At 72.0% G+C, this 24296-nt stretch carries 21 protein-coding genes and 1 pseudogene; 13 read left to right on the top strand and 9 right to left on the bottom strand.

Annotated features, from left to right (window positions below; translation table 11 throughout):
* Positions 1-16: 16 nt before the first annotated feature.
* Both ACZ4RZ_RS38945 and ACZ4RZ_RS38940 read right to left on the bottom strand, forming a co-directional pair.
* The gene (locus ACZ4RZ_RS38945; protein WP_467751940.1) at positions 17-862 is read right to left on the bottom strand and encodes an SDR family oxidoreductase; all 846 of its coding nucleotides are present in this window, start codon (positions 860-862) and stop codon (positions 17-19) included.
* 64 nt (positions 863-926) lie between these two features.
* Positions 927-1442, bottom strand: coding sequence for an immunity 21 family protein (locus ACZ4RZ_RS38940; protein ID WP_467751938.1), 516 nt, complete (start codon positions 1440-1442; stop codon positions 927-929).
* On the opposite strand from ACZ4RZ_RS38940, the pseudogene ACZ4RZ_RS38935 reads away from it, so the two are divergent.
* Both ACZ4RZ_RS38935 and ACZ4RZ_RS38930 read left to right on the top strand, forming a co-directional pair.
* Positions 1327-1983, top strand: a pseudogene (locus ACZ4RZ_RS38935) (hypothetical protein); the annotation flags it as partial. The gene ACZ4RZ_RS38940 and the pseudogene ACZ4RZ_RS38935 sit on opposite strands and share 116 nt — an antisense overlap.
* A 19-nt stretch (positions 1984-2002) precedes the next feature.
* The gene (locus ACZ4RZ_RS38930; protein WP_467752012.1) at positions 2003-2200 is read left to right on the top strand and encodes a hypothetical protein; all 198 of its coding nucleotides are present in this window, start codon (positions 2003-2005) and stop codon (positions 2198-2200) included.
* Between the two features lie 105 nt (positions 2201-2305).
* On the opposite strand, the gene ACZ4RZ_RS38925 is transcribed toward ACZ4RZ_RS38930, so the two are convergent.
* Positions 2306-2863, bottom strand: a complete 558-nt coding sequence (locus ACZ4RZ_RS38925; RefSeq protein WP_467751936.1) for a rhodanese-like domain-containing protein — start codon at positions 2861-2863, stop codon at positions 2306-2308.
* Between the two features lie 183 nt (positions 2864-3046).
* Here ACZ4RZ_RS38925 and ACZ4RZ_RS38920 point away from each other — a divergent pair, with 183 nt between their 5' ends.
* Positions 3047-3493, top strand: coding sequence for an Lrp/AsnC family transcriptional regulator (locus ACZ4RZ_RS38920; RefSeq protein WP_369244993.1), 447 nt, complete (start codon positions 3047-3049; stop codon positions 3491-3493).
* Between the two features lie 67 nt (positions 3494-3560).
* On the opposite strand, the gene ACZ4RZ_RS38915 is transcribed toward ACZ4RZ_RS38920, so the two are convergent.
* From ACZ4RZ_RS38915 to ACZ4RZ_RS38905, 3 genes are all read right to left on the bottom strand, one after another.
* A complete protein-coding gene (locus ACZ4RZ_RS38915) occupies positions 3561-6563 on the bottom strand; it encodes an AAA family ATPase (protein WP_467751935.1) in 3003 nt (1000 codons plus the stop codon).
* A 174-nt stretch (positions 6564-6737) separates the two neighbouring features.
* Complete coding sequence (locus ACZ4RZ_RS38910; protein ID WP_467751934.1) at positions 6738-7901, bottom strand: exonuclease SbcCD subunit D; 1164 nt, start codon at positions 7899-7901, stop codon at positions 6738-6740.
* 69 nt (positions 7902-7970) lie between these two features.
* On the bottom strand, positions 7971-8597 hold the full coding sequence (locus ACZ4RZ_RS38905) for a YigZ family protein (protein ID WP_467751933.1): 627 nt from the start codon (positions 8595-8597) through the stop codon (positions 7971-7973).
* Between the two features lie 168 nt (positions 8598-8765).
* On the opposite strand from ACZ4RZ_RS38905, the gene ACZ4RZ_RS38900 reads away from it, so the two are divergent.
* Positions 8766-10757, top strand: coding sequence for an APC family permease (locus tag ACZ4RZ_RS38900; protein ID WP_467751931.1), 1992 nt, complete (start codon positions 8766-8768; stop codon positions 10755-10757).
* A 3-nt stretch (positions 10758-10760) separates the two neighbouring features.
* On the opposite strand, the gene ACZ4RZ_RS38895 is transcribed toward ACZ4RZ_RS38900, so the two are convergent.
* Positions 10761-11306, bottom strand: a complete 546-nt coding sequence (locus ACZ4RZ_RS38895) for a SixA phosphatase family protein (protein ID WP_467751929.1) — start codon at positions 11304-11306, stop codon at positions 10761-10763.
* Entirely contained in the window at positions 11303-12043 is a 741-nt protein-coding gene (locus ACZ4RZ_RS38890; RefSeq protein WP_467751928.1) for a hypothetical protein, read from the bottom strand. Before ACZ4RZ_RS38890 ends, ACZ4RZ_RS38895 begins: the two co-directional genes overlap by 4 nt.
* 358 nt (positions 12044-12401) lie before the next feature.
* On the opposite strand from ACZ4RZ_RS38890, the gene ACZ4RZ_RS38885 reads away from it, so the two are divergent.
* The 9 genes from ACZ4RZ_RS38885 (at position 12402) to ACZ4RZ_RS38845 (ending at position 23416) form a co-directional block, all read left to right on the top strand.
* Positions 12402-14234 carry a TIGR03767 family metallophosphoesterase gene (locus tag ACZ4RZ_RS38885; RefSeq protein WP_467751926.1) on the top strand — a complete coding sequence of 611 codons (1833 nt, stop codon included), beginning with the start codon at positions 12402-12404 and terminating at the stop codon, positions 14232-14234.
* Between the two features lie 215 nt (positions 14235-14449).
* Positions 14450-15325: a helix-turn-helix domain-containing protein gene (locus ACZ4RZ_RS38880; RefSeq protein ID WP_467751924.1), complete on the top strand. Its 876-nt coding sequence runs from the start codon at positions 14450-14452 to the stop codon at positions 15323-15325.
* Positions 15326-15554: 229 nt separating this feature from the next.
* Positions 15555-17516, top strand: a complete 1962-nt coding sequence (locus ACZ4RZ_RS38875; RefSeq protein WP_467751923.1) for a maleylacetate reductase and hydroxyquinol 1,2-dioxygenase domain-containing protein — start codon at positions 15555-15557, stop codon at positions 17514-17516.
* Between the two features lie 14 nt (positions 17517-17530).
* Positions 17531-19294: an FAD-dependent oxidoreductase gene (locus ACZ4RZ_RS38870; protein WP_467751922.1), complete on the top strand. Its 1764-nt coding sequence runs from the start codon at positions 17531-17533 to the stop codon at positions 19292-19294.
* A gap of 118 nt (positions 19295-19412) precedes the next feature.
* The gene (locus ACZ4RZ_RS38865) at positions 19413-20195 is read left to right on the top strand and encodes a CoA transferase subunit A (RefSeq protein ID WP_467751921.1); all 783 of its coding nucleotides are present in this window, start codon (positions 19413-19415) and stop codon (positions 20193-20195) included.
* Entirely contained in the window at positions 20195-20839 is a 645-nt protein-coding gene (locus ACZ4RZ_RS38860) for a CoA transferase subunit B (protein WP_467751920.1), read from the top strand. Before ACZ4RZ_RS38865 ends, ACZ4RZ_RS38860 begins: the two co-directional genes overlap by 1 nt.
* 116 nt (positions 20840-20955) lie before the next feature.
* Positions 20956-22146 carry a thiolase family protein gene (locus tag ACZ4RZ_RS38855; RefSeq protein WP_467751919.1) on the top strand — a complete coding sequence of 397 codons (1191 nt, stop codon included), beginning with the start codon at positions 20956-20958 and terminating at the stop codon, positions 22144-22146.
* Positions 22147-22502: 356 nt separating this feature from the next.
* Positions 22503-22910, top strand: a complete 408-nt coding sequence (locus tag ACZ4RZ_RS38850; protein ID WP_467751917.1) for a CoA-binding protein — start codon at positions 22503-22505, stop codon at positions 22908-22910.
* Between the two features lie 65 nt (positions 22911-22975).
* Positions 22976-23416, top strand: coding sequence for a GNAT family N-acetyltransferase (locus ACZ4RZ_RS38845; RefSeq protein WP_467751916.1), 441 nt, complete (start codon positions 22976-22978; stop codon positions 23414-23416).
* 5 nt (positions 23417-23421) lie between these two features.
* On the opposite strand, the gene ACZ4RZ_RS38840 is transcribed toward ACZ4RZ_RS38845, so the two are convergent.
* Positions 23422-24270, bottom strand: a complete 849-nt coding sequence (locus tag ACZ4RZ_RS38840) for an alpha/beta fold hydrolase (protein ID WP_467751914.1) — start codon at positions 24268-24270, stop codon at positions 23422-23424.
* Positions 24271-24296 lie beyond the last annotated feature (26 nt).

Here is a 24296-nt window from a genome sequence, read left to right as displayed (position 1 = left end):
CCGTGATCGGCCGGCGTCAGCGGCGGAATCCGCCCTCCGAGTCGATGACCTCCCCGGTGATCCACGCCGCCTCGTCCGTGGCGAGCCATGCGATGAGGCGCGCGGGATCGTCCGGCCGGCCCCAGCGCCCGGCGGGAAACATCGCCGCGACGGCCGAGTGGGCGTCGCCGGTCAGGTAACCGGTGTCCACAGGACCGGGATTGACGGTGTTCACGGTGATCGCGTGCTCGGCGAGGGCGGTCGCCAGCGACCGGGTGATCGACGCGAGGGCGCCCTTCTGCAGGGCGTACGCGATCTCGCCGGGCATGCCGCCCGCGATGTCCTGGCCGGAGGTCATCATGACGATGCGGCCGCCCGGCATGCCCGGCGGCAGTGCGGCCCGCCCTCGGACATAGGCCTGGACGAGGAGGAGCACCGAGCGGGTGTCGACCGCCCAGTGGGCGTCGAGCATGGCGGCGTCGATGGTGTCGAGGGTGCCGTCCGAGCCGCTCAGCGCGTGGTTGGCGACGAGGATGTCGACACCTCCGCCGAGCGCGTCCGCGGCCGTCCTGATCAGCCGGGCCGGCTCCGTCGGGTCGGACAGATCGCCCGGCCCCTCGACGACCCGGGCCGCGGGGTCGCCGAGTGCCTCGCGCACCCCGGCGGCCACCTCCTCGGGGCGGTCGGCGCCCCACGGCATCGCGGCATCGTGCGGCACGTGGTGGTGCAGATACACGCTCGCTCCGTAGGCGGCGAGCCGCCGGGCCACGGCATAGCCGATCCCTCCGCGTCGGCCCGCCCCGGTGACAAGGGCGGTCCGGCCGCGCAGCGGAAGCACGTCTCGACGGAGTTCTTCGGGGGTGGGGTGCGGGAGTTGGGGCATGACCGCCCATGATGGGCGGTGTGCGGGTGCGGTGCACGTGAATTCCCGCGCACCACTCACTTCCTCAGGACGTCAGCCGACGCAGTTGTACGAGCCCTACCCACGTCTCAGGTCCCGGCTCCACGTACGCCGCTCGCACCGCGTACCGCCCCGGCTCCAGCGCGACCCTCAGGTGGTCCGTGCGCGCCGAGGCGGTTCCCGGCCAGGCCGCGTCGAAGAGGACCACGGGACCGGGCACGTTCCACTGCACCTCCGGCTCCCACTCCGCAGCCGCGAGGGCCGCGGGGACTCCGGAGAGCAGTTCGTCCTCCGACTCGGCGGCGCACCACCGCACGAAGGTGCCGTGCTCGGGCAGGTAGGAGGTCGAGGCGGGCTCGTCCCCGAGGACCAGGGCCCTGGTGTCGCCGACGGGCACGAGGCCGATGAATCCGTCGACGTCACAGGCCCGGTCGTAGTCGGAGGACATGTCGTCGCCATCGGCCCCCGACCAGAACGGCAGCACGACCTCCGGGATCGCTATGAGCGGTCCGCCGCCCGACTCCACCCACTCGACGGCACCTGGGTCCGCGTATCTGGCCATGCGCAGAAGCTACACGGCGGGGATGCGCGGGAAATTCGGTGTCCCCTCCCCTGTCCGATACGCGACCCTCGACCCCCACGAGCACGAGCGACGCTGTACGCAGGGCCGCTGTTCGCGGACGCCGTCGCCGTCGCCGTCGCCGTCGCCGGGGAGCCGGGACCGGGACTCGGATTCCTCGAGGCGCCGCCGGACTGTCCGGCCCGGCTGCCGTACGAACTCACGGGCAGGGAGATCGAGTTCAGCACCGTCGCCGAGACCCGACAGCTGCGACGTCCGGCGTTCTTTGAAGCCGCCCAACGATCAAGAGCCTTCCGGCGCGCGTCCATCAGGACGGCAGCCGGCTGCCCGGGCCGGACGCGGTGGACGACGACACGCCGTCCTCGTGAGCGACGTCATGGCGTTCACCGGGGAGTACCGGCTCTTCCTACTGGACGGCGAAGTCCGTGCCGGAAGCCGGTACTTCACGCGGGGCGAACTGGACGGCGCACCGCTCGACGAGGACCCCGGCGGGGACGAGGTGCTCGCCTTCGCCGCTCGCCTCTCCGAGGCGGGGTTGCGGAGTGCCGTCGTCGTCGACGTCGGTCCGACGGCCGCGCCGGGCCGTCGTCGAGGCCAACGCCGCCTGGGCCGGCGGGCGAGACGCCTGCGACCCCGACGCCGCCCTCGACGTGGTGCTGCGAGCGGCCCGCTCGGTGGCCGAGTGCACGGCGGCGGACCGCCGCTTCCCGCACCCGCTGCCCGAAGTCGTACGGGACTGAGCCGGACGCCCTGGGTGGCAGGGGACCCAGCGTGATGTCCGGGGCCGTACGGACTGAGCCGGACGCCCGGGGCCGTACGGGACTCGGCGTGATGTCCGAGACCGGTCAGCAGCCGCAGTCCTCCGCGTCGACCGGCGCCGTCAGCGGGTCCGCGGCGCGCCGCTCTCGTCCCTCCCAGGTCTCGAACTCGAAGCCCTCGCGTGCCCAGTACTCGAAGCCGCCGAGCATCTCCTTGACCTGGAAGCCGAGTTCGGCGAGGGCAAGGGCGGCGCGGGTCGCGCCGTTGCAGCCAGGGCCCCAGCAGTACGTGACGACGGGCACCGACCTGTCGAGGAGCTGCTCGGCCTGCTCGGGGATGAGCGTGGAGGGCAGGTGGATCGCACCGGGGATGTGTCCCTGGTCCCACGACTCGGTCGACCGGGAGTCGAGAACGACGAAGCCGGGGTCGCCGTCGGCGGCGAGGGCGGCGGCGACGTCGGACACGTCGGCGTGGAAGGCGAGGCTCGCGCCGAAGTAGGCGGCGGCCGCGGCCGGGGATGCCGGCGCGACACGCAGAACGGGGTTCGTCACCGTCGTGGAGCCGGCCACCGAGCTGGTCACGGAGCTGGTCACGGGGCTGCTCGCAGTGGTGTCACTCGCAGTGGTGTCAGCGGTCACGTTCATGGTCTGGCCTTCCCTCCCGGGTCCCGCGGATCCGGTGCCGTTTCCGGCACTCCCGGTGCTTCTTCCGCACCGGCCACGCGGGACTTCCTGGCCAAAAATCTACGGCTGGTGATCTGCTTCCTGAAGTGGCGATCCACGGCATCACTCTTGATCAGCCGGGGATTTCCCTGCTATCCATCGCTTATGACCGCGTATTCCCCGGACGCCACCGACTGGCGCATCCTCGATGTCCTCCAGCGCGAGGGCCGGTCCAGTTTCGCCGAGCTGGCCCGGGCCGTCTCCATGTCCGCGAGCGCGGTCACCGAGCGGGTACGGCGCCTGGAGGAGGCGGGCGTCATCCAGGGGTACGCGGCCGTCGTCGACCCGGAGAGCCTGGGCCTGCCCATCCTCGCGTTCGTCCGCCTCAGATACCCCAACGGCAACTACAAGCCGTTCCACGACCTCGTCGAGGCGACACCCGAGATCCTGGAGGCGCACCATGTCACGGGCGACGACTGCTTCGTCATCAAGGTCGCAGCACGCTCGATGAGCCACCTGGAGGAGGTGTCGGGCAGGATCGGCGCTCTGGGGTCGGTGACGACGAGCGTCGTCTACTCCTCACCGCTGCCGCGGCGACCGCTGGGCCACTGAGCCGGGGCCTGCCTGCCGGGCCTCGTCCGTCAGACCCGACCTGTCGGGCCCTGCCGGCCTGGCCTTTTCAGTCGTCGATGCCCCGCTGCCGTACGACCGACCCCGTTCTCCCCTTCACCACCTCCAGCTGGGCGTGGATGCGCCGGCGCAGGTCCGCGACATGGCTGACGATGCCGACGCTGCGGTCGCGCTCCCGCAGCGAGTCGAGGACGTCGAGAACCTCGTCGAGGGTCTGGTCGTCGAGACTGCCGAAGCCCTCGTCGATGAAGAGCGTGTCGAGCCGCACTCCCCCGGCCTCGTCCGTGACGACGTCAGCGAGGCCGAGGGCCAGCGCGAGGGAGGCGAAGAACGTCTCGCCCCCGGAGAGTGTCGCCGTGTCGCGCTCCCGGCCGGTCCAGGCGTCGACGACATGCAGTCCGAGCCCGCTGCGGCCACGGCCCGCACGGTCGTCGGAGTGCACGAGGGTGTAGCGCCCGGAGGACATCCGCTGCAGTCGCACGGTCGCGGCGGCGGCGACCTGCTCCAGGCGCGCGGCGAGGACATACGACTCCAGGCGCATCTTGCGCTCGTTGTCCGCCGACGTGCCCGCCGCGAGACCGGCCAGGCGAGCCACCCGGTCGTACTCCTTACGCAGCGGCGCCAGGCGGCGTACTCCTCTGGCCGCGCGCGCGGACAGCCCGTCGAGCTCCGCGCAGCGCCGCGCGGCCGCGTCCTGCGCGGAGGCGGCGTCCCGCAGGCGCCGGGCGGCGGACTCGGCGGCCTGCTCCGCGGCCCATACGTCGGCGGGCGGCCGCTGGGCCGCGGCCGACGTATCGGCCTCGGCGAGTACGGCACGCACCGCGGCCTCCTCCGACTGCCAGGCGTCCAGCCGTCGTTGAAGCTCCCGGTGGGCCGCGTCGTCGAGCAGCGCATCGGCCGCCGCCTGCGGCGTGTCGAACCCGGCACGGAAGGCCGCGTCGGAGAGTCGCGCGTCGGCGTCCTTGAGGCGCTGCGCGGCGTCCTCGGCCCCACGGACGGCGTCCGCGGCCTCGGTGAGCAGCGCGACCTGCCGCTCCAGCTGCGTGGCCCGCGCGGACACGCCTCCGGCGGCGCCGCGCGCCTGCTCCAGCTCCCCTTCCAGACCGGCCCTCTCGCGGTCCAGGGCATCTCTGAGAGAGGCGCGTGAGGCGACGCGGCGGGCGGCCGCCTGTTGGGCGGACAGCCGCCGCTCGTGCTCGTGTTCGGCCTGCTCCCGTGCCTCACGCGCGGCATGCAGCCCGGAGGCGGCGGCGCGCGCCTCGGCGTATCGTCGCTCCAACTCCTCGCTCTGTTCGGCGAGTTGTGCCGTGGGCGCGTCGCCCGCCTCAGCGCTCGCCGCAGCAAGTGCCTCGCGTACGAGACCGAGCCGCCGCTCGTCCTCGGCGACCGCCTCGTCGGCACGCTGATACGCGGTGAGGGCGCGCTCCTCCGCCTCCCGGTCGACATGTCCCGCGATCTTCCGCGCGGGCGCGGGGTGCTCGGTGGCGCCGCACACGGCGCAGGGCTCGCCGTCGACGAGACCGGCGGCGAGTTCCGCGGCGATGCCGTTCAGGCGCTGTTCCTTCAGGTCCAGCCAGTGGGAGCGCGCCTCCGTGGCGCGTTCGCGCGAGGCGAGGGCCCGCGCGGCGGCGTCGTCCGTATCCTGGGCGAACTCGTCGCGCTGTCGGGCCGCGTTGAGCCGCTTCAGCGCCGGTTCGCGCTGGACGGCGAACTGCTCGGCGAGCGTCGCGGCCTCCTGCGCGGACTCGATCCGTGCCTCGATACCCCCGCGGGTCGCCTGCCACGTGGCCAGCCAGCTCTCGGCCTCCTGGAGGACGTCCTCGTCGGCGCGCTCCTGCCGGTCCAAGTCGGCGCGCTCCTCGATGAGTTCGGCCACTCTGCGCTCGGCCCGGCGTGCCGACTCCAGGCCGCCCAGTTCCTCGAAAGCCTTGCGCGCCGCCGCCGCGAATCCGGGCGCACCGGCGTCGGCGAAGGTCCCCGGCAGGGCGGCACGCGCGTGTGCCTCCTCGGCCGCCGCGCGCCGGTGCTCGGCCTCGGCGGCCTCGCGCAGGTCGAGCGCGGGGGCCACAGCCTCGGCCTTACGGGCGCGCTCCATCCGCGCCTGGGCCTCCCGATGGGCGTCGGCCCGCTCCTCCAAGAGCACGGCACGCTCCCGGGCCTGAGCGAACCGGCGCTGCAGCCGGGCCACTTCGCGTACGTCGTCGAGCACGCGGTCCGCCGCTGCCTGCGCGGATTCGGCGGCCATACGCGCGCAGTGGGCGATCGTGAGCCGTTCACGGGCGGTGCTGCGGGCCACGGCGGCCCAGGCCAGGACGGCGCCGGCGAGGCCCGGATCGCCGGGCGCCAGGTCGGGCAGCGGAATCTCGACCGTGTTCCCGGCCTCCTGCTGCATCCGGTGCGCGTCGGCCAGCAACGCGGCGTCCTCGGCCCGTACTTCGGCCTCGGCCGCCCGTCGTCGCTCGGCCAGGCGCTTCTCGACCTCGGCGAAGCGGTGGGTGTCGAAGAGACGGCCGAGCAGCTTCCCGCGGGCCTCGGCGTCGGCCCGCAGGAACCGCGCGAAGTCGCCCTGGGGCAACAGAACGACCTGGCAGAACTGCTCGCGGCTCATGCCGAGCAGCTGGGTGATCTCCTCACCGATCTCCTGGTGGGAGCGGCTGAGGTCCTTCCAGGAGCCCGCCGTCGCGTCGTACTCGCGCAGCCAGCTCTGCGCCTTTTCGGTCGTCGTGCCGACGCCGCGCTTCTTGGGGCGCTCCCAGGGCGGCTGCCGGGTGATCTCCAACCGGCGTCCGGCGACGGTGAGTTCGAGGCGGATCTCGGTGCGGGTGGCGGCTGCCGCGTGGTCGCTGCGCAGGCCAAGGCCCTGACCGCTCTGGCGGGCGCCGGGCACCGCTCCGTACAGCGCATAGCAGACGGCGTCCAGGACCGAGGTCTTGCCCGCGCCCGTCGGCCCGTGCAACAGGAAGAGACCGGCGGCGGACAATTCGTCGAAGTCGACCTTCTGGGCACCGCCGAAGGGCCCGAAGGCGGTGATGTCCAGGCGGTGCAGCCTCATCGCTCCCCCTCGATATCCAGCGGGCGTCGGGCACTCGCGGAGCCCCACAGGCATCGGGCAGTCTTGGAGTCCACGAGGCATCGGGCCGTCTTGGAACGCACAAGGCATCGCGCCCTTTTGCACTCCAGTGCGCGTGATGTCACTGGGCGCCCTCCCTGTTCCGCAGCCGTCGCTTCACCGGGCGACCTCCCGTACGGCCTCGTCGGCGCGGACGGCGTCGAACGCGTCACGCAGCACGGCCTGTTCGTCCGCGTCGGGGCCCGCGCCGCGCACATGGGCCACGAAGTCCTCCGCGATCTGCTGCTCACTGCGGCCGGCCAGACGCCGGGCGTAGGAGATGTCCGGGTCCTCCGGAGCCCGCTCCGGGTCGAAGACGAGGCTGAGCGTGTGCGGGAAGCGCTCCGTCAGCCGCGCCATGGGGTCGGCCGGGCGCACCGGGTCGGTGAGGGTCGCCTCGATCCACGCCTCCTCGTGGCGCTCCAGCTCCGGGTCGGCGAGCAGGTCGTCCAGGTGGCCGCGGATGCGGGCGAGCGCCCGGGGGACGGGGCAGTCGATCCGCTCCGCGCCCAGGGAGCCTTCGGGGCCCAGGTCCACGAGCCACATGCTCTTGCGGTGGTCGGTCTCCGAGAACGAGTACGGCAGCGGGGAGCCCGAGTAGCGCACCCGCTCGGTGATGGTCTGGCTGCCGTGCAGATGCCCGAGCGCGGTGTAGTCGACGCCGTCGAAGACGCCGGCGGGTACGGAGGCGACCCCGCCGACGGTGATGTCCCGCTCACTGTCGCTGGCCTCGCCGCCGGTGACGAAGGCGTGGGCGAGCACGACGGAACGAGTGCCCGGCGCGCGCGTGGCGAGATCGGCACGGACCCGGTCCATGGCGGCGGAGAGCACGCTCTCGTGCCCGGCCTTCTCGACCCCGAACTCGTCCTTCACCAGGGCCGGTTCGAGATAGGGCAGCCCGTAGAAGGCCACGTCGCCGTGGGCGTCGGCGAGCACCACGGGTGTGCCGCAGGCCGAGGCCTCGGTGCGCAGGTGGATGCCGGCGCGCCCGATGAGGCCCGCGCCGACACCGAGCCGGCGCGCCGAGTCGTGGTTCCCGGAGATCATCACCGTGGGCACGCCGAGGTCGGCCAGCCGGTGCAGGGCCTCGTCGAAGAGCTCGACGGCGGCGAGCGGCGGCACCGCCCGGTCGTACACGTCCCCCGACACGACCACGGCATCGACGTCGCGCTCGCGCGCGGTCGTGACGAGGTGGCCGATGAACTCGCCCTGGGCGCCGAGCATGTTCACCCGGTGGAACGCCCGGCCGAGATGCCAGTCGGAAGTGTGCAGAAGCCTCATGATCCCCGAGACTAACGGGCGGGTCGGACATCACGGGCGGCTACTCCCGTATCGGCCCGGCTGCCCCGCCTATGCGTCCCCGTATGCCTCTCCGCCCAGTTCGAACCCGGCCGTCCCGGCGGTGACGTCGGCCAGCCACGCCCGGAAGGCCTCCACGTCGGAGTCCGGCAGCCCGATCTCGATGGTGACCGCCTCGGCGTAACGCACGTCACGCACGTCGCGCCCGGTGGAGCGCAGGTCGTTCTGCACCTTGCCGGCCCGCTGGTGGTCGACCGTCACCGTGGCCAGACGAAAGCGTTTGCGCGTGATGGTGCCGAGTGCGTCGAGCGCCTCGCCCACCGAGCCGCCGTACGCCCTGATCAGTCCGCCCGCGCCCAGCTTGACCCCGCCGTAGTACCGGGTGACGACGGCGACGACGTACCGCATGTCGCGGCGCAGCAGCATCTGGAGCATGGGGACGCCCGCGGTGCCGCCGGGTTCGCCGTCGTCGCTCGCCTTCTGGACGGCGGCGTCGGCGCCGATGACGTACGCGTAGCAGTTGTGCGTGGCGTCCGCGTGCTCCTTGCGGACGCCGGCGATGAACTCCTGCGCCTCCTGCTCGGTGGCGGCCGGGGCGAGGGCGCACAGGAAGCGGGAGCGGTTGACCTCGGTCTCGTGCACGCCGGCGCGGGCCACGGTGCGGTACTCGTCCTGCATCACGCCAGCGTATGTGCTGCACGCGCGCGTGGCGGACGGCGCATCCCCGCCGGGCCGCCCCGACAGCGGCGCGGGCAACGATGTGGTGGATACTCGCTCGTCGTTGTCCAAGGCCCCCGGCCAGACCATCGGCCCACGGGGCCCGACCGATCGCAGGGAGATCGCAGCATGACCGGCACTCAGGTGGAGAGCAAGGACGCCACCGAACCCGACGAACCGGGGCCCTCCGCTGCCACGCCCCGCCGGCGGGCATGGCTCCTGGAGGGCCTGAGCGAACAGTCGGCTCGGCACCCGGGCCCGCACGCCACCCCGGACGCCGAGCACCACGGCCACACGTGGTGGCGGGTCATGTGCCTCACCGGCGTGGACTACTTCTCCACGCTCGGCTACCAGCCGGGTATCGCCGCACTCGCGGCCGGACTGCTCTCCCCGCTCGCGACGCTCGTGCTGATCGCGCTGACCCTGCTCGGCGCGCTGCCGGTCTACCGCCGGGTCGCGCGCGAGAGCCCGCACGGCGAGGGCTCGATCGCGATGCTGGAGAGGCTGCTGCCCTGGTGGGCGGGGAAGATCTTCGTTCTCGTGCTGCTCGGGTTCGCCGCCACCGACTTCATGATCACCATCACGCTGTCGGGCGCCGATGCCGCCGCGCATGTCGTGGAGAATCCTTTCGCTCCGCACTGGATGCACCACGCCAACGTCTGGATCACCCTCGTCCTGGTCGCCGCCCTGGGTGCGGTCTTCCTGAAGGGCTTCAAGGAGGCCATGGGCATCGCCGTGGCGCTCGTGGCGACGTATCTCACACTTAATGTCGTCGTTCTGGCCGTCGCCGCCTGGGAGGTGCTGAGCCACCCGGTCAGGATCGGCGACTGGACCGACGCGATGACGGCCGAGCACTCCTCGCCGCTCGCCATGATCGCCGTGGCGCTCCTCGTCTTCCCCAAGCTGGCGCTCGGCATGTCCGGCTTCGAGACGGGTGTCGCGGTGATGCCCCAGGTCACGGGCGACCCGACGGACACCTACGCGAAGCCGACGGGCCGGATCCGTGACACCCGCAAGCTGCTCACCACGGCCGCCGTGATCATGAGCGGCTTCCTGCTGCTGTCCAGCCTGGCGACGACGATCCTGATCCCGCAGGACGCGTTCAAGAGCGGCGGCCCGGCGAACGGGCGCGCCCTCGCGTATCTCGCCCACGAGCACTTGGGCGAGGCCTTCGGCACGGTCTACGACCTCTCGACCATCGCGATCCTCTGGTTCGCGGGCGCCTCCGCGCTCGCCGGGCTCCTCAACCTCGTGCCGCGCTATCTGCCGCGCTACGGCATGGCACCGGAGTGGACCCGTGCGGTGCGCCCGCTGGTCCTGGTCTTCATGGCGGCCGCGGTCTTCATCACGCTGTGGTTCAACGCGAACGTCGACGACCAGAGCGGCGCGTACGCGACCGGTGTGCTGGTCCTGATGCTCTCCGCGTCCTTCGCCTCGGCGGTCGCCGTGCACAAGCGGGGCCGCCGGGCCGCCGCGACCGGATTCGGCGCGATCACCGCGGTCTTCGGATACACCCTGGTCACCAATGTGATCGAGCGTCCGGACGGCATCAAGATCGCGCTGATCTTCATCCTCGCGATCCTGATCACCTCGTTCGCGTCCCGCGTGCGCCGCGCCTTCGAACTGCGCGCCGCCGACGTCACCTTCGACGAGGCGGCGGCACGGTTCGTCGACGAAGCCGCCGCGAGTGGCCCCCTGCAGCTGATCGCGAACGAGCCGCAGGAGCACAGCACCCGGGAGTACCGCGCCAAGGAGCACAGCCAGCGCGAGCACACCCACATCCCCGACGGCCGCCCGGTGCTGTTCCTGGAGGTCTTCGTCACGGACTCCTCGGACTTCACGGCCGACCTGACGGTGCACGGCGACGAGAAGCACGGCGTGCGCAGGCTGCGGGTGGAGGGCGCGACCGTGCCCAACACGATCGCCGCCGTCCTGATGCAGCTGCGCGAGCGCACCGGCCAGGTGCCGAACGCCTACTTCAACTGGACCGAGGGCAATCCGCTGAGCCACCTCGTGCGCTTCCTCGTCTTCGGCGAGGGCGAAGTCGCCCCGGTCACCCGGGAGGTACTCCGGCGCGCGGAGCCCGACCCGGAGCGCAGGCCCCGGGTCCACGTCGGCTGAGCCTCAGGGGTGCTTCTTGCCCCTCGGCACGAGCATGTCCGTCAACAGGGCCGTGCCGGGGGCGAGTTCCCGCCAGCTGTTGCCATGCCAGGCGAGAACCGCGACGGCCGAGGTCGGGAACTTCAGGCGTACCTGGTCCAGCGCGTCGCCGAGCCCGTCCCCCGCCAGTTCGAGGACCAGCTCCTCAAGGCCGGGGTTGTGCCCGATCAGCAGCAACGTCCTTACCTGGTCAGGGACTTCGTGCAGGGCCTGAAGCAACTCCGGTACGTCCGCGCCGTACAGCCGCGCGTCCAGCCGTACGGGCGGCGGGGTGCCCCACTGCTCCGCGGCCAGCTCCCAGGACTGGCGGGCGCGCACCGCGGTGGAGCACAGCGCGAGGTCCGGCAGACAGTCGGCCTCGGCGAGGGCACGGCCTGCCGCCGGGGCGTCGCGCCGGCCGCGCGGCGCGAGGGGCCGCTCGTGGTCGGCCACGCCCGCGGGCCAGGCGGACTTGGCGTGCCGCAGGACGACGAGTCTGCGCAGCGGGCCGGCGCCGGCGCGCGCCATCACAGCGACGCCCCGATCTCCCGGGTGAGTTCGAGCCCGAGGAGACGGTCCGCGTAGGCGTAGGTCTCGAAGCGCGCCCCGTCCGGCACGTCGGACGTCTCCACCCAGCGCAGGACGCGCAGGACGCCGGGTACGTCCAGGTCGTTTTCCCAGGCTGCGCGCAGCCGCTGGCGTACATCCTCGGGGACCGGCCGGGACGGCCGGGTCGCCCAGCCGGCGACCGCACCGCGCCAGCGCGTGAGCGTGTCTTCGGCGTCCGCCAGGGTGGCCGCGTCCAGCCGCACGGGCTCGTCCCTGCGGTGCGCGAGCAGGGCCAGCCGCAGGACGGAGGGGTCCACGGGCCCCTTGCCGGGCTCGACCGGCGCGACCTCGACGCGCACGCCGCCCGTCGCCGCGCCCTCGGTCGTCCCGTCGTCCATCGGGTCGCAGTCCGGGCCGAGCACGTGGATGGTCTGCGCCTCGCCCGGCTCGGTCCCGGCCTCATGGTGCTCCTCGAACGGCCGGATACCGAGCGTCGCGGCGCCGGCTCGGAGTTCCGCCCGGTCCGCCGAGCAGCTCAGGGTCGCCCAGACGGGAGTTCCGCCGAGTTCCAGGGCCCGTACGAGGACATCGGCGACGAGGAGCACCCGGAGACCCGTGGTGTCGTACCCGCACGCGCGCGCGTGGACGCGGACCAGGCTGCGGCGGGCGCGGGCGGCGTCGGTGGGCTCGCCCGTTCGGGCGTCGGTGATACGGAGCACGAGGTGAGCGTAGGCGGGCCGGGGGCCGGGCGCAGGGAGGTGGGACCCATTCCAGACATGTGTACGCGTTTCAAGTGGCCTGTCGCCGTACGACCACGAGGGCCGCCGGCAGGTCTTCGGACTCGGGGTCACCCCGGACGGAGCTCCTTCCCGGGCCCGGGCAACAGGGTTCGACCGGCTCCCGCACAAGCTTCACCCGGCCTGCCATGGACCGCGCCGCGGCCGAGTCCGCCGAGACCGCCCGGCAGCCTGGGCTGCTGTTCCGGCGGCGTTCATCGTGCCGCCACGCGTGTGCCCCTGCGGCCTGAATGAGTGGTTCCGCTCAGTGAGTCACTCGGAGGCACCGGAGGGCCGCCCCATGGCCGGGACCGAACCCGCGTCCGCGATCAACCGCCGTCGATTTCTGCTCGCCTCGGGCGCCGCCGCGACAGTGGGGGCGGCCGGCACGGCGGGGGCACTCCTGCCCCCGCAACGCCGGCCCCATTCCGCGAAGCCCGAGCCCGTCGTACACACCGCCGCCAAGCGGTCGGCGCCGCGCGCCACGACCACCCTGGAGACGACGGCGCGCCTCGGGGGTACCGCGCACCCGGGCACCTACCGGCGGCTGGTCTCAGGCCCCGGCTGGCCCACGGTCGTACGGAGTGACCTGGCGCCTCCCCGTGCCGGGCGCGAGGACCGGCGCACGGCGCTCGCGTGCTTCGTGCAGTTCACCGACCTGCATCTCGCCGACGTGCAGAACCCCCTGCGCACGGAGTTCCTGCGATCGCGCACGCCCACCGCGTGGCGGGCGCAGGAGGCGCTGACGATGGCGGGCGCGGTCGCGCTCGTGGAGCAGGTGAACGCGCTCGGCGGGGGCCCGCACACCGGTCTGCCGCCCGCGTTCGTGATGACCACGGGCGACAACGTCGACAACAACTCCGCGATCGAGCTGGAGTGGTTCCTCACGCTGATGAGCGGCGGCCGGATCACCCCCAACACTGGTGACCCGGGGGTGTACGAAGGCGTCCAGAACTCCGGGCTCTCCCTGTACTGGCATCCGGGCGACGCGGCGCTGCGCGACCTCGACAAGCGGCGCGGGCTGCCCCTGATCCCCGGCTTCCTCGACGCCGCGACCCGGCCGGTGACCAGCCCGGGGCTGCGCATCCCGTGGTACTCGACGGTCGGCAACCACGACGATCTGCCCGGCGGTTGCCTCTCGCCCGCGCTGAGCGACTACGCGGTCGGCTCCCGCAAGCTGCTGTCGGTACCGCCCGCGGACGCCGCCGCCTACGCGAAGGCGCTGGGGTCGGGCGACGATCCCAAGAGCGAGGTGCTCAAGTCGATCCTGAGCAGGAACGCGGCATCGGCACGGACCGTGACGGCCGACGAGCGGCGCCGGACGTGCACCCCGCACGACTATCTGGCCGCGCACCTCGACCCCGCCCACGCCGGTGCCGGTCCGGTCGGCCACGGCTATACGGAGGACCATCTCGACGGCGATCGGATGTACTACACCTTCCGGGTCGCCGAGAACGTCATCGGGATCAGCATCGACACGACGTACCGCAGCGGGCACTACGAGGGTTCGCTCGGCACCGACCAACTGCGCTGGCTGGAAAGGACACTGGCAGCGCACAGTTCCCGTTCCTACGACGCGGACGGCCGTCTCGTCCGCAACCCCGGTGCCGACGACGCCCACATCCTGGTCTTCAGCCACCACCACAGCCCGAGCATGACCCGCCGCCCCGACGCCGCCCGCACCGACGAGCCGCGCCACGACGGCGCCGAGGTCATCGCCCTGCTCAGCCGGTTCCCGAACGTGGTCGCCTGGATCAACGGCCACAGCCACGTCAACCGGATCACACCGCACGGGAACGCGACGCCCGCCCGCTCCTTCTGGGAGGTCAACACCGCCTCCCACGTGGACTATCCGCACCACGCCCGGCTGTTCGAACTGGTCGACAACGAGGACGGGACGCTGTCGCTGTTCACCACCCTCATCGAGTCGGCCGCCCCGCACCGCACCGCCCCGGACTTCGACGATCTGTCGGCGGTCGGCCTCGCCTCCCTGTACCGGGAGCTGGCGTACAACGCTCCCGGCCTGGCCGACGGCATGAGGGCCGGGGTCCAGGAGGGCTGGGCGGGCGGCACCGGCGATCGCAACACGGAACTGCTGAGCACCGTGCGGCCCCACGACACACACGGACAGTGAGACCCTGCCGTGCGGCTCACCCTTGGCCGACCACGCTCCTCCAGGCGTCCGGCACAGCAGGCCTGGAGGCAGTCGCGAAGGGGCACCGGAGCAGTGGGCAGGGCGCGGGTGGTCCGGCGGGGAATAGGCCGCAGCAATTAAACATTCAATAAAGTGGATCTGACGACGGACCCTACGGGAGGCTCGCATGGGCATCTTCGACCTGGGGCGCGCCGATGTCTGAGCTGGGACTCCTCGACACCAGCGGCATCCTGCGCCAGGCATGGGTGAGCCCTGAGCGGACCAGCTCAGGCCTGGGCTGGGAGCACGCGTATGTCTCCACCCAGCGAGAACGGCCGTATCACGCGACATTCGACGCCGCCCCCACCCACCTGCTGATCCTGCACCTGGACGGCCCGGTGACCGTCCGGCGCCGCGCGGGCCGGTCGATGCGCACCCAGCGGATTCCGGCCGGCGGGATCTTCCTCCACCCCGCGGGCCGCGCGCTGGACGTGGAACTCCAAGGGGGACTCGACACCGTCCACCTCTACCTCGCCGACTCGGTCCTGCAGGAAGCGCACGGTGAGGGCCGGACGGTGGAACTCGCCGAGGAACTGGGCAGCTCCGACCCGCTGATCGAGCACCTCGTCCTGGCTCTGGACGGCGTCGTGCGGCGCTGGGAGCCCTCCGCCCGCACCTACGCGGACCACCTTGTCGGCACGCTCGCCGCTCAGCTCGCCCACGCGCACGCGGCCGGCCGGCCCGCGGAGCGCGACAGCGCGTCGTCAGGACTGACGGGTCCGCAGCTCACGTCCGCACGCGAGTTGATGGAGACGCGGCTCTCCGAGCCGCTGCCCGTGGCCGAGCTGGCCTCGGTCACCGGTCTGAGCGCGAGCCAGTTCACCAGACGGTTCCGAGCAAGCACCGGGAAGTCACCGCACCAGTTCCTGCTCCAACTGCGTCTTGACCACGCACGCCGGCTGCTGCGCACCACGACGGTGCCCATCGCCGACGTGGCTGTCCGCTGCGGCTTCTCCCACCAGGAACACCTCACACGCGTGATGCGCGACAAGCTGGGCACGACCCCCGCTGTCTTCCGCCGGGCGGCCTGACCTTCGGTTCCGCAGCCCGGACCGCCCCATCACTCGCACCTTCCGCCGCACTGCCCCGTGCCCGCCCCGCCGCGGTCCGACGCGCTCCGCACCGGACCGCCGGGCCTTGGGAGCACTGCGCCGATCCTGCAGAAACTCGCGTGAAACGTGCAGGAAACGGAACGTCCACGGCCCCGACACTCGGTGGCAGACGTCCAAGGACCCACGGCTCACGCGAAGGCGGAAAACGATGAGGAACTTCGTCTACACCTCCCACCCCTCGCGGGTCATCTTCGGCACCGGAACGGTCGGCCAGGTTCGCGACGAAGTCGAGCGGCTCGGCTGCTCCCGCGTCCTCCTCCTGTCCAGCCCGCAGGTGGCCGAGGCCGCCGCCCGAGTCCGTGATGTCCTCGGGGACCTCACCGTGGCGGAGTTCGACGGCGCCGCGATGCACACCCCGGTCGAGGTCACCGAGCGAGCGCTCGCCGTGCTCCGGGAGCACTCGGCCGACTGTCTGGTGGCTGTCGGCGGCGGTTCCACGACAGGGCTGGCCAAAGCCCTGGCACTGCGCACGGATCTGCCGCAGCTGATCCTTCCCACCACGTACGCGGGTTCCGAGGTCACCCCCGTGCTGGGCGAGACGCAAGGCGGACGCAAGACCACCCAGTCCTCGGCCGCGATTCTGCCCGAGACCGTTGTCTACGACGTCGAGTTCACCCGGGGTCTGCCGGTGGACATGTCGGTCACCAGTGCCGTCAACGCCCTGGCCCACGCCGTGGAGGCCCTGTACTCGCCGCAGGCGAACCCGGTGATCGACGCCATCGCCCTCGACGCGGTCGCCAGGATCTCCCGCGCCCTGCCCGCGCTCGTCGCCGAGCCGTCCGACACCGAGGCGCGCGCCGACCTTCTGCATGCCGCCTGGCTGGCCGGCACCTGCCTCGCCTCCGTCGGAATGGGACTGCACCACAAGCTGTGCCACACGCTGGGCGGCGCGTACGGGCTGCCGCACGCGGAGACACACACGGTGATCCTGCCGCACGCCATGGCCTACAACGCGCCTGCCGCCCCGGACGTCATGCGCCGCATCGCCGAAGCGCTCGGGGTGGAAGACGCCCCGAGCGGAGTGTTCGACCTGATCGCCTCCCTGGGCGGCCCCACCTCGCTGGCCGGACTGGGCATGGCGGAGGGTGACCTGGCGGAGGCCGCGCGGCTGGCCACCGCCACGCCGTACCCCAATCCCCGGGAGCTCACGTCCGAGGGCATCGAGAATCTGCTGCGTGACGCCTGGCGGGGCCGCCGTCCGGCAGTTCCTGCGGTGCAGGCGCCCCCTGCCGCCGGGGCGGCCACGGACCTGGAGCTCCTGACCGAACAGGTGGTGACGAGCTTCGCCGACGCACCCGATCCGCGGGTCGGGCAGCTGCTCGCTGACCTCGTACGGCACCTGCATCACTTCGTGACGAGCAACGACGTCACCGAATCCGAGTGGCAGTACGCCGTCGACTTCCTGACCCGTACCGGGCAGATCTGCACGAGCACCCGCCAGGAGTTCGTGTTGCTGTCCGACACCCTCGGGGTCTCCAGCGTCGTCGACCTGCTCACCAATTCGCGGACCCCCGAGACCACACCGTCGGCTGTCCTCGGACCGTTCTACACGGAGGGTCCCCCGGAGACCGCACACGGCGACGACATCTCGCAAGGGGTCGCCGGCACTCCCCTGTGGGCCGACATCCGTATCACCGACACGGACGACCGGCCCGTGCCGGACGCCGTCGTGGATGTCTGGCAGGCCAACAAGGACGGGTTCTACGACGTCCAACTGCCCGAGTGCGAAGGGCCGGTGCTCCGGGGCCGCCTGCGCACGGACGAGCAGGGACGGCTGCGCTTCTGGAGCATCCTGCCGGCCGAGTATCCGATCCCGGACGACGGGCCGGTGGGACAGATGCTCAAGGCGGTGGGCCGTCATCCCTACCGTGCCCCCCACCTCCACTTCATGATCGCCGCACCGGGCCACCAGCGCCTGGTCACCCAGTTGTTCGTGAAGGGCGGGCGCTACATGGACTCCGACACCGTGTTCGGAGTCAAGGAGGGCCTGGTCGTCGACTTCGCGCCGCGCGTCGGACCGCCCCCGGGCGGCCGCGCGATCGACGGGGAGTGGCGCAGCCTGCAGTTCACCTTCCGCATCGCCCGCCTCGCCGACGAACCGACCCGCTGATCAGGAGCAGTCCCATGGAATCGACCCACGCCTACGACACCGACGTCCTTGTGGTCGGCAGCGGCCCCGCCGGCGGATCCGCCGCCCTGCTCCTGGCCACCTACGGAATTCGCACGCTGCTCGTCACCAAGTACGGCTGGCTGGCCAACACCCCCCGCGCACACATCACCAACCAGCGCACCATGGAGGTGCTGCGCGACCTCGGTGTGGACGCCGAAGCCGCCGCGGCCGGCAGCCCCGCCGAACTCATGGGCGACACCGTCCTGTGCACCGCCCTGACCGGCGAGGAGATCGGCCGGATCCGCAGCTGGGGCACCGGTCCGCACGCGGCCACCGAGTACGGTGCCGCCAGCCCCACGCAGATGATCGACCTACCGCAGACGTACCTCGAACCGATCCTGGTGAACAACGCCGCCGCGCGCGGCGCCAAGGTCCGCTTCGACACCGAGTTCCTCAGCCTGCAGCAGGACGCCGACGGCGTCACCGCCCGGCTCCGGGACCGGGTGCGCGGAGACGAGTTCACCGTGCGGGCCCGCTATCTGATCGGTGCGGACGGCGGCCGCAGCCGGGTGGCGGAGCAGATCGGGCTGCCGATCGCCGGACAGAGCGGCAAGGCCGGCAGCATGAACATCACCTTCAAGGCCGACCTGTCCCGGTATGTGGCCCACCGCCCGAGCGTTCTGTACTGGGTGCTGCGTCCGGGCGCCCACATGGGCGGCATCGGCATGGGCCTGGTGCGCATGGTGCGGCCGTGGAACGAGTGGCTGCTGGTGTGGGGGTACGACATCGACCAGCCGCCGCCCCAGATGGACGAGGCGACGGCCCGGGACATCGTCCACGACCTCATCGGCGCCCGTGACATTCCCGTCGAGATCACGTCGAGCTCACTGTGGACGGTCAATCACAGCTACGCCACGACGTACTCGGCCGGGCGTGTCTTCTGCGCCGGAGACGCGGTACACAGGCACCCGCCGTCCAACGGTCTCGGTTCCAACACCTCGATCCAGGACTCGTACAACCTGGCCTGGAAGCTCGCCATGGTCATCCGTGGTCAGGCCGGACCGGGTCTCCTGGACACCTACACCACGGAGCGGGCACCGGTCGGCAAGCAGATCGTCGATCGCGCCAACCTGAGCCGCGACCAGTTCGGCCCGATCTTCGAAGCCCTGGGCCTCGACGGGTACAGCGGGGACGACGACATCGCGAACGGTCTCGCCGCATCCCGCAGCGAGACGCCCGACGGCACCAAGCGGCGGCAGGCGCTGGAGGAAGCCATCCAGCTGAAGAACTACGAGTTCAACGCCCACGGTGTCGAGACGAACCAGCGCTATGTGTCCTCCGCGGTCATCCAGGATGCCGGCCCCGCCGAGGTGTGGACAGGGGACCCGGAGCTGATCCACCGGCCCACGACCCGTCCCGGCGCCAAGCTGCCGCACGCCTGGCTCGTCGACAACGACGGCCACCGGCTGTCCACGCTGGACGTCGTCGGCAAAGGAACCTTCACTCTGGTGACCGGGCCGTCCGGAGGCGTCTGGGAGGCCGCCGCGGCCGCCTGCGAGGCCGCCCTGGGTGTTCCACTCAAGTGCGCGCGCATCGGCGGCGAGAAAAGCCGCGACGCCTACGGCGAGTGGCGCCGCGTATCAGAGGTGGCCGAGGACGCCTGCCTGCTCGTCCGTCCGGACGGATACATCGCCTGGCGGTCCGCCACGACGCCGAAGGACGAATCCTCGGCCAATGCCGAGCTGCTCGGCGCGCTGAGGACCGTGCTCCAGCGCTGACGGCGCGGCCCGGGCCCCACACAGGACCACACGAAGCCCCGGCCCCCAGACAGGACCACACGAAACAAGGCAGACGCCGTTCCGGCGAGCTGCCGGACCCGAACGGAGTGCAGTGCCCATGGACAAGGTGGTTGCCACCGCCGAGGAGGCGCTGGCCGGTGTCGTGGACGGAGCGTCGTTCGCCGTCGGCGGCTTCGGCCTCAGCGGTGTCCCCAATGTGCTGATCCAGGCGCTGTACGCGACCGGCGCGAGCCGGCTGAGCGTGGTGTCGAACAATTGCGGTGTGGACGGCGGCGGCCTCGGCATCCTCCTCGCGGCGGGTCGCATCGCCCGGGTCACCGGCTCATACGTCGGCGACAACAAGGAGTTCGCCCGGCAGTACCTCTCCGGGGAACTGCTGCTCGAGCTGACGCCGCAGGGCACGCTCGCCGAACGCCTGCGTGCCGGCGGCTGCGGAATCCCCGCCTTCTTCACCCCCGCCGGTGTCGGCACCCAGGTCGCCGAGGGCGGCCTGCCCTGGCGCTACACACCCGACGGCACCGTGGCAGTCGCCTCACCGCCCAAGGAAACACGCGAGTTCGACGGCCGGCGTTACGTGCTCGAGCAGGGCATCACCACCGACTTCGCACTTGTCCGGGCCGCCCAGGGCGACCGCCACGGCAATCTCGTCTTCCACCGCTCGGCCCGCAACTTCAACCCGCTCGCCGCCATGGCCGGCCGCGTCACGGTCGCCGAAGTGGAGCAGCTGGTGGAGCCCGGCGAGCTGGACCCGGACAAGATCCATCTCCCCGGCGTCTTCGTCCAGCGGGTGGTCGAACTGACGCCGGAGCAGGCCTCGGACAAGCAGATCGAACGGCGCACAGTCTCCGCGCCTCCGGCACGAGGGACGGTGCGACGCTGATGCCTTGGACCAGGGACGAGATGGCCGCACGAGCGGCCGCCGAAATCCAGGACGGCGACTACGTGAACCTCGGCATCGGACTGCCCACGCTGGTGCCCGAGCACATCCCTGAAGAGGTGCACGTGGTGCTCCAGTCGGAGAACGGCATCCTCGGTGTCGGCCCGTACCCGGCCGACGAGGACGTCGACCCGGACCTCGTCAACGCGGGCAAGGAGACGGTCACGGTGCTGCCGGGCGCGAGCTTCTTCGACTCGTCGTTGTCCTTCGGGATGATCCGAGGCGGTCACATCGACGCCGCGATCCTGGGAGCCATGCAGGTCTCCGCCGCCGGGGACCTCGCCAACTGGATGATCCCGGGCAAGATGGTCAAGGGCATGGGCGGTGCGATGGATCTCATCCACGGCGCCCGGCGGGTGATCGTCGTCATGGACCACTGCGCCAAGGACGGCAGCCCGAAGGTCGTGGAGGCCTGCACCCTGCCCCTGACCGGCAGGGCATGCGTCGACCGCATCATCACCGACCTCGGTGTCCTGGACGTCACCGAGGACGGTCTCGTCCTCGTCGAGACGGCTCCCGGCGTCAGGGCCGACGACATCGTCAGCCGTACCGCCGCGCGCGTACGAATGCCCGACCCCGTCGGATGACCCCGGGTCGGCTTCCCCCCGATCGCCCGCCGGCCGGGTTTCCCGGACAGCACCCCGGACCGGCGGGCTGACATCAGCCACCTTCCGTATCTCCCCCTCCACCACAAGGAGTCTCGATGAACGAGCGCCTGCGGGACGTCTACGTCGTCGACGCCGTCCGTACGCCGATCGGCCGCTACGGCGGCGCACTGTCGTCAGTGCGCCCCGACGACCTCGCCGCCGGCGTGCTGCGCGGCCTGCTCGACCGCAGCCCCGCCCTCGACCCCGCCCTCATCGGCGACGTGCTCTTCGGAAACGCCAACGGCGCCGGGGAGGAGAACCGCGACGTCGCACGCATGGCCGTCCTGCTCGCCGGGCTGCCCGTCACCGTCCCCGGAGCCACCGTCAACCGGCTGTGCGGCTCGGGGATGGAGGCCGTGATCCAAGCCGCCCGCGCGGTGGCGCTCGGCGATGCCTCCATCGCCGTCGCAGGCGGAGTGGAGTCCATGAGCCGCGCCCCCTGGGTCCTGCCCAAACCGGACAAGGCATTCCCGGTCGGCAACCAGCAGCTGTACTCCACCACCCTGGGCTGGAGGATGGTCAACCCGCGCATGCCCGAGGAATGGACCATCCCGCTCGGCGAGAGCGCCGAGCTGATCGCCGACAAGTACGGAATCACCCGCGAGGCCCAGGACGCCTTCGCGCTCGCCAGCCACGAGACGGCCTCGCGGGCGTGGAAGGACGGTGCGTACGACGACGAGGTCGTCCCCGTCGACGGCGTTGACCTGCCCCGCGACGAGGGCATCCGGGACGACACGTCCCTCGAGGCGCTGGCCCGCCTCAAGCCCGTCTTCCGCGAGGGCGGCACGGTCACGGCCGGCAACGCCTCGCCCCTCAACGACGGCGCGGCGGCCCTGCTGCTGGCCGACGAGGCCGGGCTGGCCCAGATCGGCCGTGAGCCGCTGGCCAGGATCCGGGCGGGCGCCGTGACCGGCATCGAGCCGCAGTACTTCGGTCTCGGCCCGGTGGACGCCATCCGCAAGGCGCTGGCGAAGGCCGGGCGCGACTTCGGCGACCTGCACACCGTCGAGCTCAACGAGGCCTACGCCGCACAGGCGTTGGGCTGCCTCGCGGCCCTGCCCGACCTCGACTCCGGCCTCCTCAACACGAGGGGCGGCGCGATCGCCCTCGGGCATCCCCTCGGAGCCTCGGGCGCCCGCATCACGGGAGCGGTCGCCCACCAGCTCGCCGCGGCGGGCACGGGCACGGGGCTGGCCGCGCTGTGCATCGGTGTCGGGCAGGGTCTGGCCCTGGTCCTGGAGCGCTGAGCCACGCCCTGGGGTCTGTGACCCGCGTCGCCGAGGAACGTGGACGCCAACGACCGACATGTCGCCGGACACGCGGGGCGTCCCTGTGGTGCCCAACTCGCCGCGTCTGCACCGGCATGGAGAGCGAGCCCCTCGGAGATCGAGCCTCTCGGAGAGAGGCCGAGTGTCGACCCGAGCCGGGATCGACCGACGCGAGGACACCGCACCCCGATCGCTGATCAGCGCCATGGGCGGCCCGGAAGCCCGGAAGGAATCCATCCCGGTGTGCGGAGTCGCTCGGCCTCCGGGGAATGGTCGCCCGCCGCACGCTGTTGGTCCGCTGGACAACACCCGCAGAGACTCCAAGGAGGCCGACCGTGTACGGCGACCCGGCAACGATCCGCAAGATCCTCACCGAGCTCGGCGACACCTGGGCAATCGTCGGCCTCTCGACGAACGAGCGGCGCGCGGCACACCGCGTGGCAGACGTCCTCCAGCGTTTCGGCAAGCGCATCGTCCCCGTCCACCCGAAGGCCGAGACGGTCCACGGTGAGAAGGGATACCCCACCCTCTCAGCGATCCCCTTCGAAGTGGACGTTGTCGATGTATTCGTGAACGGCGACCTCGCCGGCCCCGTCGCGGACCAAGCCGCCGCCATCGGCGCCAAGGCCGTCTGGTTCCAGCTCGACGTCATCGACGAGGCCGCGTACCACCGGACCCGGGCCGCCGGGCTCGACATGGTGATGGACCTCTGCCCGGCCATCGAGATCCCACGGCTCGGCTGACCGACCGCCGCCCCGCGGGCAAATGCGGTTGACGTCCCGTGGGCGACACCGGTTTCCTGCACCCCGTGTCCATCCTTCGCATCGAGCAGCCGGACGACGAAGCCCGTCTCAAGGACTGGCAGCACGTCCACAATGTGATCGTCCCGCCCGCCGCCATGTCGCTCGACGACGTACGGGAGCGCGTCCGCCGCAACCGCCTGGAGGTCGCGTATCTCGGCGACGTCCTGGTGGGCTGCACAACGGTGCGTCCGCCCACGAACGACACCGGCACGGCCACGGTGATCGCGCGCGTGCTCGCCGAGCACCGCGGGCAGGGCTTCGGCGAGGAGCTCTACGCACGCGGGCTCGAGCAGGCGCGCGAGCTGGGCGCCGAGGTGATCGAGACGGTCGTCCTGGCGGCCAACGAGGACGGTCTGCGGTTTGCGCGCAAGCGCGGGTTCGTCGAGATCGAGCGGTATGTGCTGCCGGGCGAGTCCGCCGAGTGGATCGACCTGCGGTTGACCTGAGGCAGTCACTTCTCCCGGTCGAGGAAGTCGGCGACGGTCTCGCTGAAGCCGTCCGGATCGTCGAGCCACGGGAAGTGCCCGGCACCCGGCTGGACGGTCAGCTCGGCCCGGGGGAAGAGTTCCGCGATGGCAGCGGCGACGCGCGGCAGCGGGCCGCTGTCCAGGGCGCCCGCGACGAGCAACACCCGCGCGTCCCAGGCGGCGACAACCGCGCGGGCCTCGGCGGGACGGAAGGCGCCGGAGGACGCGTACAGCTCCGCGGCCTCCTCATTGGTCTGTTCGGCGTCGGCCGCGGCATGCGCCTGGGCAGCCGCGTCCCAACGGCCGTAGAAGAACGGGGCGATGGCGTCCGAGTCGGCGTCACTCGCGGCACCGGCCCAGACCCGTTCGTAGGCCGGGTGAGCTGCCTCGAACCACGGCTCCGCCTTGCGCAGGGCGGCCGCCTCCCTGCGGTGCTCCTCCGTGAAGTCGACGCCGAGGGCCCGCGCACGGCCGGTGACGAGCGTGAGGGAGCGGACGCGCCGCGGGTACCCGGCCGCGTACAGGAGCGCGAGGTCGCCGGCCGCCGAGTGGGCGAGCAGGTCGACGCGTTCCAGCCCGAGGTGCGCGCGGAGTGCCTCGACGTCGCCGACCTGCCGGTCGCAGCGGTATGTCGCCGGGTCGGCCGGGATGCCGGAGTCGCCGGTGCCCCGCAGGTCGAGCCTGATCAGCCGGCGGTGCCGTGACAGTCCACCGAGGTCGCCGAGGTAGGCGGAGGCGCGCATCGGCCCACCGGGCAGACAGAGCAGCGGCTCGCCCTCCCCCGTTGCGTGGTAGGCGAGTTGGGTCCCGTCGAGTGCGGTGAAGGTGGGCATGGCGCCATCCTGACGACCGTGTGACG

This window comes from Streptomyces sp. NPDC027189 (assembly GCF_055566975.1).
This window is presented reverse-complemented; position numbering and strand designations above follow the sequence as displayed.

What these genes read in the sequence shown, in the direction of transcription:
- ACZ4RZ_RS38855 (WP_467751919.1), top strand. Translation starts at nt 20,956, where the DNA reads ATGAACGAGCGCCTGCGGGACGTCTACGTCGTCGACGCCGTCCGTACG.
- ACZ4RZ_RS38940 (WP_467751938.1), bottom strand. Translation starts at nt 1,442, where the DNA reads ATGGCCAGATACGCGGACCCAGGTGCCGTCGAGTGGGTGGAGTCGGGC.
- ACZ4RZ_RS38900 (WP_467751931.1), top strand. Translation starts at nt 8,766, where the DNA reads ATGACCGGCACTCAGGTGGAGAGCAAGGACGCCACCGAACCCGACGAA.
- ACZ4RZ_RS38945 (WP_467751940.1), bottom strand. Translation starts at nt 862, where the DNA reads ATGCCCCAACTCCCGCACCCCACCCCCGAAGAACTCCGTCGAGACGTG.
- ACZ4RZ_RS38875 (WP_467751923.1), top strand. Translation starts at nt 15,555, where the DNA reads ATGAGGAACTTCGTCTACACCTCCCACCCCTCGCGGGTCATCTTCGGC.
- ACZ4RZ_RS38910 (WP_467751934.1), bottom strand. Translation starts at nt 7,901, where the DNA reads ATGAGGCTTCTGCACACTTCCGACTGGCATCTCGGCCGGGCGTTCCAC.
- ACZ4RZ_RS38885 (WP_467751926.1), top strand. Translation starts at nt 12,402, where the DNA reads ATGGCCGGGACCGAACCCGCGTCCGCGATCAACCGCCGTCGATTTCTG.
- ACZ4RZ_RS38920 (WP_369244993.1), top strand. Translation starts at nt 3,047, where the DNA reads ATGACCGCGTATTCCCCGGACGCCACCGACTGGCGCATCCTCGATGTC.
- ACZ4RZ_RS38905 (WP_467751933.1), bottom strand. Translation starts at nt 8,597, where the DNA reads ATGCAGGACGAGTACCGCACCGTGGCCCGCGCCGGCGTGCACGAGACC.
- ACZ4RZ_RS38865 (WP_467751921.1), top strand. Translation starts at nt 19,413, where the DNA reads ATGGACAAGGTGGTTGCCACCGCCGAGGAGGCGCTGGCCGGTGTCGTG.
- ACZ4RZ_RS38840 (WP_467751914.1), bottom strand. Translation starts at nt 24,270, where the DNA reads ATGCCCACCTTCACCGCACTCGACGGGACCCAACTCGCCTACCACGCA.
- ACZ4RZ_RS38915 (WP_467751935.1), bottom strand. Translation starts at nt 6,563, where the DNA reads ATGAGGCTGCACCGCCTGGACATCACCGCCTTCGGGCCCTTCGGCGGT.
- ACZ4RZ_RS38880 (WP_467751924.1), top strand. Translation starts at nt 14,450, where the DNA reads ATGTCTGAGCTGGGACTCCTCGACACCAGCGGCATCCTGCGCCAGGCA.
- ACZ4RZ_RS38860 (WP_467751920.1), top strand. Translation starts at nt 20,195, where the DNA reads ATGCCTTGGACCAGGGACGAGATGGCCGCACGAGCGGCCGCCGAAATC.
- ACZ4RZ_RS38870 (WP_467751922.1), top strand. Translation starts at nt 17,531, where the DNA reads ATGGAATCGACCCACGCCTACGACACCGACGTCCTTGTGGTCGGCAGC.
- ACZ4RZ_RS38925 (WP_467751936.1), bottom strand. Translation starts at nt 2,863, where the DNA reads ATGAACGTGACCGCTGACACCACTGCGAGTGACACCACTGCGAGCAGC.